Here is a 12,385-nt window from a genome sequence, read left to right as displayed (position 1 = left end):
TTATATTTTGTCATAGTAAGGACTCATTTCTAACACAAACGTCTCAGACTTAATTCCACCATAAAAATCCGTTTTAGACTAATTTCCACTTCGAAAGCTAAAGTGGAAATTACTTTGGGAAATTACCCATAAACAATTTTAAATAATTATTTATTATAGTCCTTGACAGGTTAAAAACTTTATTTTAAAATTAGGTCAACCTAATTTTAAAATAAATAAAACCTAGGAGGATTTATGAATTCTAAAAAAACATTCCCCATAAGCTTATTGGCACTCTGCTGTCCATTGATTTTAATGTCTCATTCTAGCGAGGTTCTCGCTGAAGAAACTAATCTTTCCGATCTGTCACTCCCCCTCGTTTCTGAGACTACAGACGCGTCAAGCTCTGCTATTTCAAAAGAAAACGAAAAAGGAAATCAAGTCACAGATGATTCTGCTGAAGAAGAATCATCAATAAAAGATAGCTCTGCAGAAAAACAGGATGATTCTGCTCAACAAGTCGATACTGCAAACGTTACAACCCCTACAGACACTGTCTCTCCTTCTGATGTAGCATCTACCTCGGAAAATGGAGCACCTATCACAAATAAAAGTGAGACCTCTGTCCTTAAAGAGAAAGAAAAATCAAGCACAAACAAAAAGATAGAGTCTTTGACATCTGAACAAAAATTAGATGACCCAGAGTTAGATGACGAAGAATTTGACGATACAGAGCTAGATAAGGAGAAACCTACAGAAACCTTTGGACCGAAACGCTATATCTTGCAATTTGAAGATGGCAAAAAAGACACCATTTTAAAGGATTTAGAAGCCATTAAGGGATTGACCGTAAAATACACTTATGATCAGTTATTCCAAGGGGCTGCTGTCGAACTTCCTGAATCTGAACTTGAGAAGTTAAAAAAGACTTCTGGAATTAAAACCATTCAAGAAAGTACAAGTTATAAAACGAGCAAACCTAGACAATCAGAAGCTCCTTTAGCAAGTTTAATGACTAGCCCTCAATTTAAGCAGTTACATAAAGACCTTGATGGTCGTGGTCTTGTGATAGCTACTATTGACTCTGGTATTGATTTAACCCATCCTGACTTGAGACTTGATATTACTGACCCGGATGTTTTGAATAAAATGAAAATTAAAGACATCACACCAAATGGTCAGTTTAACCATAAAGTGCCACATGGTTTCAATTACATGCGTGGCGATACGGATATGATTGACCAGGCAAAATCTCCACATGGTATGCATATTGCAGGTATTTTAGCAGGTAATTCTTTGGATCCAAAAGGGTTTAAAGGTATCGCTCCTAATGCACAACTGCTGACTTACAAAGTTTTCTCTGAAAATTATGGCAATACTGATGAATACGAATACGTTGGTGACGATGCTGTTTTTCATGCTATGGAAGACGCTGTTAAACGCGGAGCTGATGTCATTAGCCTCAGTGTTGGCGAACGTGGGACGGGACATCCTGATGATATTTTCTATAAAGCCGTCAAAAAGGCAACCGAAGCTGGTGTTATCGTTGTTGCGGCTATGGGAAATTATGGAGCTGCGCCATCAACTAACACCTACGATAAATACACTGATAACTCTTTAAACACTAAAGACCTTTCAACAACTGTTTCTGTTGCTGCTAACCCATTAGCGATTGGGGTTGGTTCAGCTCAAAGCCCAATTGTTTATCTTCCAACACTAACCATTGGTGGGAAAAACTATGCATACTCTGACCTCAGCAAGCATAATGAGAAAACACTTTCTAATGCATCTGCTTCCTTAGTATATATTGACCAAACAAGAGAAGATAAAAACCACGCGCCACTCTATAATAAAATTGCTCTAGTCCACAGAGGTGGTGAGTCTGTTTTTGATAAGGTTAAAAAGTGGATAGGAAAAGGTGCTAAAGGTGTTATTGTCATCAATAATCCTACCGAGTATAGCCGTGGTAATTTTGAAACACACCCTATTATCGGCTATCATAATTTAGATATTCCTAACAAATGGGCAATCAGTGTTTCTCATAAAGACGGTCAAGAACTTATCGCTTTAGCTGCTCAGCAATTGGAACAAAAATTAACCTTTAATAAAGAAGCCGTCCCTCATCAACTGCTCAATGCTCCTAGAGTTTCTGGGTTCACCAGTTGGGGAGCTAATCTCAACTTAGAAATCAAGCCCGATTTGGTGGCACCTGGTGAGGATGTTTATTCCTTAGGAAACCACGGAAAATACGTCATGCTGTCTGGGACATCCATGGCATCTCCTTACGTAGCAGGAGTCAGTGCTCTGCTCAGTCAACACGCCAAATCCCTTCTTGCAAAGTCTTCTGAGAAAGACTTATCACTGGTTGAGTTAACAAAATTGCTCTTGATGAATACAGCAAAACCTCTTCAAGAACAAGAAGAGGCCAACGGCGGTCGTACTTCTCTCTATCATTCACCTAGACAACAAGGGGCTGGATTGACACAATTCGAAGAAGCATTAAAATCAACTGTTATTGTCACCCATGATAATAAAGGCGCAGCTTCTTTAAAAGAAATCGGTGACACAAAATCCTTCAAACTGACATTTAGAAATCTTGGGAATACTAAGCAAAGCTTCACCTTGAAACACGGTACCGTCCAGGGAGTAACCAACTCAGAACGCATACGTCTTGATGAATCAGGTGAAATTGCTATTCAAGCCATTTTCCCTAAAGCCATTGAAGGGGCATCACTAGAACATCCAGAAACAGTAACCATTGACCCAAATTCATCAGTTACTATTGATGTTGTTCTTAAAACAGGTCAAGCTAAGGATGAATTTGTTGAAGGTTATCTTGAGTTTATTTCAGCAGACAAAAACCATCCTAATCTCAGCATGCCTTATATGGGGTTCAAAGGAGAATGGCACAAAGAAGCTATTGCAGATGCGCCAGCTTGGGAAAAAGAATCTAAAACAAAACTCTCACTACTTCTCCATCCAAAATATAAAACACATGATGAATTTGAGTATATTACCATTGGTAAAGAAGATGGAAAAGAGACGCCTAACCCGGAACTTTATGCCTTAACAACAAAACCAAGAGATGTCAATGCTGTTAGCAAGGTTGCCCCACGCTATATTTTCCTCAGAGAGGCTCAAGATTACGAAGTCGCTATCGTAGACCGAAATGACGATCAAGCTAAGGTACTACAAGTCTTACAAACAGGACATTTTGCCAATAAATACGGTAGCAGTATTTATAAAGAATATGAGCATTATCGAAAACACTACGATACCCCTGCCAATGAAAATATCTGGGAAGGTAAGTTGTATAATCGCAAAACAGGTGAAGATGAAGCCGCTCCCGAAGGGCAATACTACTACCGTCTCCGCGCGAGGTTAACATCAGATTCACCATACCAAACCATGTATATCCCTATCAAAGTGGATAGCACGCGCCCAACCTATGATGTGACTTATGATACAAATACCAATAAATTAACTATTATTCCTAGCGATAATCATGCTATCAAAACAGTTAAGGCCAAATTATCCTATCGTGAAACTCCTGTAACAAAATTAGAAAATCACCGATATGAGATTGATTTGGCAGATAAAGATGAGGATCGTGATCTCAGCATTGAAGTCTTTGACCAAGCAGGAAACAGCACCGAACACCGTTTAACAGTTGCTAATTGGAAAAAACTCACTGGAATCCTCCATATTGTAGACAATGACTCAGAGGATACCGAAGAAGATGAGGAAGTGATTACCTCACCTAGATTTAGAAATAAATTTAACTTATCTACATCACGTAGCTCACGTTTAACGAAACAAAGCAGAGACGAGGAAGCGGATGAAGATGACTTAGAAGATTTAGATGACATGTCAGAAGAAGATATCGAAAATGATGATACATCTGAAATCGAGGAAGATAGACAAGTTGATAAAGACATTGACGACGAAGACGATGATGAAGAATCTTATGACGAAGAATTTAACGATGATGATTCTGGCGAGGAAAACTCTGGCGACGATGAATATGAAGATGAAGAATCTGACGATGAGGAAACCAACGATGTTGACGAAGATAGCAAAACACCTTCTGACGATGATGATACTTTCACCGTTTCAAATATCCCGATGCATAACGTCTTAAAATACACCTATTTTGATATCATTGAAGATAAGCACAATAATTTTGCTTCAGTTGATAAAGGGAATATTCTCTACAAGGTTCCTATTTTCCTTCGTCAATCCCTTCGTGCTGTCATCACCAATACAAATGTTCACTACAACCGTAATCAACAAATTGCTGATGCCTACAAACCTTTTTCTACTGTAGAATATCGTTCTGATTCTGACTCAGACGGTTGGACACTTGAAAACCTGAATCTACCGATCACAGATGGAAGCAACCAAATCAATATCAAAGTGTATCAAACCATTGATGGCAAAGAGGAACTCATTTTTAACAAAGGCTACTTCTTATATCTTGATACAGAAAAACCAGCTCTTGCGCTCGACACTAGCCATATCACCTTCTTCAAAGAAAAAGATGATAAAGAGGTCAATGGTACCATTACCGCTCAAAATAGCAAAGTTATCATCACAGGTAACATACAAGATAATCTTGATGGTTGGAAATTGTACATCAATAATAATATGATTGATAGCCGCATCTTAACTGGTGAATACGGCGATAATGGCCAAGTCTTCCACTATGAACTTGATATCGAAGATAACGATATTATCAAAGTCCATGCACTAGACTACTTAGGTAACGAAATAGAGTACAAATTCTATGCTAAAGTTGTGACTGAAGAAGTACCAAATGATAATAAGGTTCCTGAAGAAATCAAAGAATATTCCGAGCAACCTAAAAACTCCTTAGATGATAATCAAAAAAATCACTCTGAAAACGATAAAAGTCATACCAAGGCAGAACACCAACACCCTCATATTAATAATCTTAAATTGGAAATTCCTTTAGAGCAAGAAGATATGAGTGAACCAAATCCTACCAACCAAATTTTACAAAATCCAATCAAGGTAGATAACTACAAAACTCAAATCAGCCAACAAACTCCTTCTGCTCCTGTATCACCGGCAGAGACAAACCTCCCACAAACAGGCGAGAAGAACTTAGGACTTTTGCAACTTCCTATCCTCGGAGTGATATTGAGCAGTTTGGCAACCTACTTAGGTATTAAACGTAAACAGGACTAAGTCTTTGTAAACATTACTTTTTAAATATATCAGTTTACGAGATGAACAATCAGACTTTTTTTAACACGAATAGTCAAAAAATAGTATAGTGGATTGAGAAAGAAATAGGACAAGGGACTACTGATAGAACTAAAGTCCACCAAAGCTACTTAACGCTGTTCTAACCTTTATTCAAGATAATAATAAAAAAGCATAAAATCACGAGGAACAGCTCATATCTGTTTCAGATGATTTTATGCTTTTTTATTATTATCTTGAAATAAGATGGCTATGATTTTCTAGCTAAGACGCTCTTCTTTCACATAGTCAATCGGTAACATTTCAAGAAAAATTTCTATTTGTTTTTCCCAATAATACCACTCATGTGTTCCATGAGATTTGCGGTAATCAATTGTAATCCCCATTTTTTTAAGGTCAGCGACAGCTTTTTCATTAGCTTCAAAAAGAAAATCTTCTTGTCCACACCAAGCGTAGAGATTTGTTTGTCCATCAAAAACCTTTGCATGATAAGTCAAAGAATGCCTAGAAAGATTTTTAGCTGTTAGGGGACCAAAAATCCCAGTCCAATAAGGCGTCTCATTCTCAGTAGTATGCTCTAATATGGTTTCATCAGTAAATAAGGCACCTGAAAATGAACCAGCCCAACTAAATTGATTGGTCGTTAAAGCAATTTTTAAAGCGCCATAACCACCCATCGAAAGACCAGCAATAAAGGTTTTATCACGCTTAGTGGTCATATTAGGGAAAAAGCGGCGCAGCACCTGAGGGAGTTCAATCGCAATCGCATCATAATAAGCCATTCCACTAGCTGTATTGGTATACCAGCCATTATCACAATTAGGCATCACAACAATCAGATTCGTCTTTTTCACCAAACGCTGGACATTTGAGTGATTATTCCAAGAATTTTCATTGCCATTCATTCCATGAAGAAGATAAAGAACAGGAATATCCTCACCAACTCCACATTCAGGATAAATCACGGTAACCTGACGATCCTGTTTTAATACTTCTGAGCTATATTCAATCTTCATAAATGCCATGTTTTGTTCCCCTTATTAATTTTTAAAGTCAATTAGTTTTTATTTAGTATTTTTGTTAGCACTTCTCCTAATGTGGTATGGGGCGGAAGCGACCTCCTACAGAGTTCCATTCCTTCTTGGCAAGCCTAGGTCTCCTTCGCTCCCAGGTTTCTAAGCTCAGGCTGAAACTGTCCACTGGACAATTTCACCCCCACACACTAAAACTTATTAGTTTTAGTGTTATCACCACTGCGGAAAGTGCTAGTTGTGGCGACTTCGTCGCTCGTAATGATTGCAGAAACTACCAGCAATAAAATATTATAAAACAACCATATATTGAAGAGGAATTCATTGTGACTGAGACATTTTATCTTAAACGAGTTTACCATTTTAAAGCTAAAACACTATATCATTATAGCACAAAATGGCAAAAACACTCCAAAATTTACAATGGGGTTATCAAAAAATTCTACCTCTAAGTGCGGTAGAATTTTTACTATTGATTAACGAACTTCCATAATTACAGGTAAAACTGCTGGACGACATTTTGTTTGGTCAAAGAGGAATTTACTCAAATCATCACGGACAGCTGATTTTAATTCTGACCAATCAAAATTGTCTTTTGAAAAATAATTTTCAACCGTTGTGTTCACCAAATCGGCAGATTCGCGCATGATATCACGACTCTTCTTAACGTAAACAAAGCCACGTGTGTGAACTTTTGCTTTTGAAATGATTTTCTTTTGGCGTTTATTGACGGTCAAAGCAACGATGAAAATACCATCTTCTGACAAAATTTTACGGTCACGAAGAACGATATTACCAACATCACCCATGGCATTTCCATCAATCATCACATCACTAGCTGGGATACCACCTTCATGAAGGAAACCTTGGTCAGACAGGTGCATAATGTCCCCACGCTTCACGATATAAATATTTTCTGGCAACATACCAATTTCTTCAGCAAGATCTGCATGGGCTGCTAAATCACGGTATTCTCCTTGAATTGGGAAAAGGTATTTAGGCTTCATAAGATTCAACATCAACTGTAAATCACGCCCATTAGCATGTCCAGACACGCGCAGATTTTGTGTAATCATCTTAACAGAGCCACCAGCCTTGTAAATCATATTGTTAACACGGGCTACGACTGCCTCCTTAGCAATACTTGGCGTAGTAACTATATAAACTAAATCACCATCTTTAATTTGGACATAACGATGACGTCCAATTGCCATTTTTTGCAAACCATTAATCGGCTCACCCATTCGACCAGCTTCAAGAATGATTAATTCGTGATCTTCATATTTGTCCATATCTTTTGCTTTAATAATCAAGCGATCGTTAAAGACAGATAATTTATTAAGTTTAATAGCTGTGCGGACAATATTTTCAACGTCAAATCCAGTCAGAACCACACGGCGACCAAAGCGTGCTGCTGCATCAAATACCTGTTGAATACGAACAAGGTTTGAGGCTACAGCTGCAACAATCACACGTCCTTGCGCTTCTTCAATCACATTGTTCATTTCAACGCCAACTTCTGCCTCACTGGCAATTTGAACAGTGCTCGTCGCATTAGCTGAATCTGACAAGAGTGCAAGGACACCTTCACGACCAATTTCAGCCAAACGACCTAAATCAGTCTGGTAAAATTTACTTGCTGCCTGGTCAAATTTAAAGTCACCTGTGTAAACAATATTCCCTTGATCAGTCCCAATCACAACTCCCAAACTCTCTGGAATTGAGTGAGTCGTTTTAAAGAACGATACTGTAGCATCCTTAAAATCAATCTCAGTAACGCTATCAACCACATGAAAATTGTTAAACTTCTTGATGTTATTGTTGTTTTTAACCATCAATTTCGCCAGTTCAATGGTCAATTCAGAACCAAAGACAGGGACTTTAACTTCTTGTAGAAGATAAGGCAAAGCTCCGATGGCATCAGCGTGTCCATGGGTTAAAAAGACACCTTGAACACGATCTTTATTTTCAACCAAATAATCTAAGTTGGGAATAACGACATCTACCCCCAGTTGTTCATTTTCAGGGTATTTTAATCCCGCATCTAAAACGAAAATCGCGTCATTAACTTCTACTAAGTAAAAGTTCTTGCCATTTTCACGCACCCCACCCAGGGCAATGATTTTAATATCACTCATTCTTGAAAATCCTTAGGATTAAGATTTTTACTTCCCTTAACCCCAGCCTAGATAAACTGACTAGGCACTCCTTTCTTATGTCTTTTATCTTGAGAAAATCGTAAAAATTTTCTCTAATTATTTAATAAATCAATTACAAACGTTCCTTACGTCCTTCACACAAGTAATTGCGAAGGTTAGTAAGTCGAATTACAGTCCCTTGTATTATACCATATTTGAAAATATTTTTCTGAAAAGACAATTAAAAAGTCTGCACGAGGCAGATCTTTTCATTCAAAAATTTGATAATAATCACTGATGGTCATCTGAGCTTTTTCTGTTGCAGATACGTCTTTTACGATTTTACCATTTTTCATGACTAAAACACGATTGCCATAAGTCAAGGCGTCTTCCATACGATGTGTAATCATCAAGGCTGTCAGACGGTCTTCTTTAACAAAATGATCCGTCAAAGTCATCAGTGACGTTGAGGTTTTAGGATCAAGTGCTGCGGTGTGTTCATCCAACAGTAAAAGCTCTGGACGTTTTAGCGTTGCCATTAAAAGGCTTAGCGCCTGCCTTTGCCCCCCAGATAAGAGACCAGCTGGTGTCATTAAATGGCGTTCTAAACCATTTCCAGTTTTTGCTAAAAGTGCCAAAAACTCATCCGAAAATTCCTGAAGTTTTCTTGGTAAAAGGCTGCGCTTCTCTCCACGATACTTAGCAATAAGCAAATTCTCAGCAACTGTCATACGAGGAGCAGTCCCCATCTTCGGATCTTGAAAGACACGAGACAGATACTTAGCCCGCTTTTCAGCTGGTAAATGGGTCACGTCTTCTCCCATGATGAAAATGCTGCCGCTGGTCAACATGAGCGTCCCTGCGATGACATTAAATAAGGTTGATTTTCCTGCACCGTTTCCACCCAAAATGGTTAAAAAATCATGTTCGTAAATGGTCAAATTAACATCATCTAAAATAACCTTGACTTCATCAAAACCATTATTAACACGAACTGTGGCATGTTTTAATTCTACAATTTTTGTCATCGCGATAAGGTCACTCCTTTCAAAACTTTTTCTTTTACTGTTGGGAAAATAAGGCAGAGCGCAAGCACTATTGCACTGTAAATTTTCAAATAGTTACTATTGAATCCTAAAGCTAGTATCATCGAAATCAATGCCCAGTAGAGAATACTGCCGACAACAATAGCAATCAAACGCTCTAACAGTGTTAAATTGCTATAAAGTACCTCACCAATAATAATACTAGCCAGACCAACAACAATAATCCCAATACCTTTTTGCACATCTGCATAACCATCTTGTTGGGCAATAAGGGCACCTGCAAGAGCAATAATCCCATTGGAAACAACCAAACCCATCACTTCCATGCGATCAGTATTGATCCCAAAACTCTTGGCCATATCCCTATTATCACCAGTCGCAATATAAGCCTGTCCTAATTGTGTATGTAAGAAGAAAATTAAAGAAGCTATCACTACGGTAACTGAAATCACCCCTAACAATAAAACATTAACATCCTTACTAAAAGGCAAGAAATCCATTAATGTTTTTCTGCCAAGAAGACCTAAATTAGCTCTCCCCATAATCATTAACATGACTGAGTTAGCTGAGGTCATCACTAAAATTCCTGCTAAAATAGTTGGAATTTTCCCTTTTGTATAGAGAAGGCCTGTCACTAATCCCGCCAAACAACCTGCTAACATTCCTAAAAGAGTTGCAAAAAGAGGATTGATATGATGATTGATTAAAGTGACTGCTACTGCCGCTCCCAAAGGGAAAGATCCTTCTGTCGTCATATCTGGAAAATTTAAAATCCTAAAAGTGAGGTAGATTCCTAATCCTAAAATACCATACAGGAGCCCCTGTGATACTGCTGAAATAATCATGTTTTTATCCTTAATATTGTTTTATCTATTCTTGCAATTTTACGATATCTGCTTCTTCCATGATATCTTTCGGAAGCATAAGCCCAAGTAGCTCTGCTGCTTTAGGGTTAACAAGCGGTTTACCAGTATCAATAATAGCGACAGGAACCTTGTTAACCTCTTTCCCCGCTAAAAGTTTTACAGCAATTTTAGCTGTCTCTCTCCCTAGTTCATACTGACTTTGAGAAATTGCTGCCAGACTTCCTTGAGCAACCATAGTGTCAACACTTGAATACACTGGGATTTTAGCTTCATTAGCTGCTCCAATTACTGTTGGAAAAGCTGACGCAATGGTATTATCTTGGGGGATAAAAAGAGCATCTACCTTATCAACGATAATCCCCATTGTTGCGGTAATCTCATTACTTGAAGGAACAGCATACTCGATCACTTCAAACCCTTGTTCTTGTGCTGATTGGCGGAACTCTTTGACTTGTGAAATCGAGTTATCTTCACTACTTGCATAGAGAACACCAATTTTCTTGACATTAGGGGTGAGTTTTCCAATCAAATCAACAGTCTGCTTGACAGGAACAATGTTTGATGTCCCTGTGACATTTCCTTCAGGTTTTTGTAAATCAGTAACTAATTTGGCACCAACAGGATCTGATATAGCTCCCATAACAACTGGAACATCTGCTGTTGCATTTGCTAAACCTTGCGCTGCCGGGGTGGCAATCCCAATGACCAAATCATTAGATTTCACTAACTGATCTGACATGGTTTTGATTTTACTCTGATCAGCTTCCGCATTCAGTTGTGTTAATTGAACAGTTGTTCCATCGTAACCTGCATCAGCTAAGCCATCGACGATGCCTTTATTAATAGCATCAAGGGCTTCATGGGTAACGAACTGTAAGATTCCGATTCTAACAACCTGATTCTCAGAGGATTTTGGTGCTCTGCCATTTTCCTTAGAAAAAATAGCAAATGCAGTCAAGAGTGTGATGGCAATAAGTGTGGCAATAAGTCCTTTGTGTTTCATAAGTTTTCCTTCTTTTCAATAAAGTCTAGGCTAAACGGTCAATGATAAAGGAAGTATGCAAAAAAGCGCCTAGTTTCCTATGACGCTTTTCTTTTGAAGTCTAAGACAAGCGGCACAGATACTTTTTTGAAGTACTCCAAAAAGTCGTATCTATGCCAAAACATAAACACAACGTTACAGACGCCAGCTTTGCCAGTTTGTAGATGTGAATGCTCTCATGTCAAAGACTCCTCTCGTTTAATTTTCTTAATTATAACTTAAATTTGTAAAATTGCAAGCCCTTTTATAAAATTTTCTAAATTTTTTGGCATTTTATCCTTTTGGCATTTTATCCTTTTATCAAGGATCATATCGGTTTTCCCACAGACAAGATAGACCTGCCCTAAATCATTGAGCCTGACGGTCATAAGTAAGTACCTTTTCTAGAATAAAATCTAGTTGATCTTGACTAAGGGGATAAAAGCAACTGATTTCTAGTTTACCTAATCTTAGTTTGAGGAGAAGATTAGTTTTACATTTCTTTTCAATCTGACGAGATTGATGGGGCGAACCCAAAGGAACGATAGGTATTGACATCATGAAAATCCTCCGTTTCTGTTTTCTAATGACAGTATAACGGAGAGGGAGAGATTTTTACAGGTACTTCGTTATTGGACGCTTACGTCACTACCAATATCCCAATGGTACAAAAAAGAGAGAGGACCTTTCATTTGGTCTTCTCTCTTTTTAAGGAAACATTCTAATCAAGCGAGAATGAGTTTTCTCTGCCTCTAGAAGTTTAAGCTATCGCTTATGCCTTCTCTTTAGTCACGTTTCTTTCTCATAACCCATGTACCTAAACCTAAACTCATAACTCCTAGAACTACCGCAAGGTAGGTAGTGCTATCACCAGTTGCTGGCAAGTTTGGTTTATGGTTTGCTGGCGGTGTTGGTGGGGTATTGCCTGGTGGTGTTGGTGGGGTATTGCCTGGTGGTGGTGTTTCACCTGGTGGTGGGGTATTACCTGAAGGCGGATTATTTGGAGTAGGTGGGTTGATTGGAACCGGTGGTTTTGGTGGATTTGGACTCGGTGGAACAACTGTTACTTTGTTCG

8 protein-coding genes are annotated in these 12,385 nt (G+C 38.3%); 2 read left to right on the top strand and 6 right to left on the bottom strand.

Going from position 1 to position 12,385, the window contains the following annotated elements; translation table 11 throughout:
- Positions 1-234 precede the first annotated feature (234 nt).
- Complete coding sequence (locus EAF07_RS10880; RefSeq protein WP_121836440.1) at positions 235-5,190, top strand: S8 family serine peptidase; 4,956 nt, start codon at positions 235-237, stop codon at positions 5,188-5,190.
- 278 nt (positions 5,191-5,468) lie between these two features.
- On the opposite strand, the gene EAF07_RS10190 is transcribed toward EAF07_RS10880, so the two are convergent.
- The 6 genes from EAF07_RS10190 to EAF07_RS10940 form a co-directional block, all read right to left on the bottom strand.
- Complete coding sequence (locus tag EAF07_RS10190; protein WP_121836439.1) at positions 5,469-6,233, bottom strand: alpha/beta hydrolase; 765 nt, start codon at positions 6,231-6,233, stop codon at positions 5,469-5,471.
- Between the two features lie 482 nt (positions 6,234-6,715).
- The gene (locus tag EAF07_RS10185) at positions 6,716-8,377 is read right to left on the bottom strand and encodes a ribonuclease J (protein ID WP_121836438.1); all 1,662 of its coding nucleotides are present in this window, start codon (positions 8,375-8,377) and stop codon (positions 6,716-6,718) included.
- 269 nt (positions 8,378-8,646) lie between these two features.
- Positions 8,647-9,405 (bottom strand): ABC transporter ATP-binding protein, encoded by a 759-nt coding sequence (locus tag EAF07_RS10180; RefSeq protein ID WP_121836437.1) that lies wholly within the window; start codon positions 9,403-9,405, stop codon positions 8,647-8,649.
- Positions 9,402-10,268, bottom strand: coding sequence for an ABC transporter permease (locus EAF07_RS10175; protein WP_121836436.1), 867 nt, complete (start codon positions 10,266-10,268; stop codon positions 9,402-9,404). Before EAF07_RS10175 ends, EAF07_RS10180 begins: the two co-directional genes overlap by 4 nt.
- Before the next feature lie 25 nt (positions 10,269-10,293).
- Positions 10,294-11,292 (bottom strand): tryptophan ABC transporter substrate-binding protein, encoded by a 999-nt coding sequence (gene trpX, locus EAF07_RS10170; RefSeq protein ID WP_121836435.1) that lies wholly within the window; start codon positions 11,290-11,292, stop codon positions 10,294-10,296.
- An 803-nt stretch (positions 11,293-12,095) separates the two neighbouring features.
- Complete coding sequence (locus EAF07_RS10940; protein ID WP_425452101.1) at positions 12,096-12,194, bottom strand: LPXTG cell wall anchor domain-containing protein; 99 nt, start codon at positions 12,192-12,194, stop codon at positions 12,096-12,098.
- Here EAF07_RS10940 and EAF07_RS10825 point away from each other — a divergent pair.
- Positions 12,172-12,385, top strand: a 214-nt coding sequence (locus tag EAF07_RS10825; protein WP_245962728.1) for a hypothetical protein, incomplete at its 3' end; no start/stop codon positions are given. The genes EAF07_RS10940 and EAF07_RS10825 overlap by 23 nt on opposite strands.

The sequence above is a fragment of the Streptococcus hillyeri genome (genome assembly GCF_003686955.1).
In the GTDB taxonomy this organism is placed as follows: Bacteria; Bacillota; Bacilli; order Lactobacillales; family Streptococcaceae; genus Streptococcus; species Streptococcus hillyeri.
This window is presented reverse-complemented; position numbering and strand designations above follow the sequence as displayed.

Coding starts and splice junctions, on each gene's coding strand:
- EAF07_RS10185 (WP_121836438.1), bottom strand. CDS start 8,377: ATGAGTGATATTAAAATCATTGCCCTGGGTGGGGTGCGTGAAAATGGC.
- EAF07_RS10880 (WP_121836440.1), top strand. CDS start 235: ATGAATTCTAAAAAAACATTCCCCATAAGCTTATTGGCACTCTGCTGT.
- EAF07_RS10180 (WP_121836437.1), bottom strand. CDS start 9,405: ATGACAAAAATTGTAGAATTAAAACATGCCACAGTTCGTGTTAATAAT.
- EAF07_RS10175 (WP_121836436.1), bottom strand. CDS start 10,268: ATGATTATTTCAGCAGTATCACAGGGGCTCCTGTATGGTATTTTAGGA.
- EAF07_RS10190 (WP_121836439.1), bottom strand. CDS start 6,233: ATGGCATTTATGAAGATTGAATATAGCTCAGAAGTATTAAAACAGGAT.
- trpX (WP_121836435.1), bottom strand. CDS start 11,292: ATGAAACACAAAGGACTTATTGCCACACTTATTGCCATCACACTCTTG.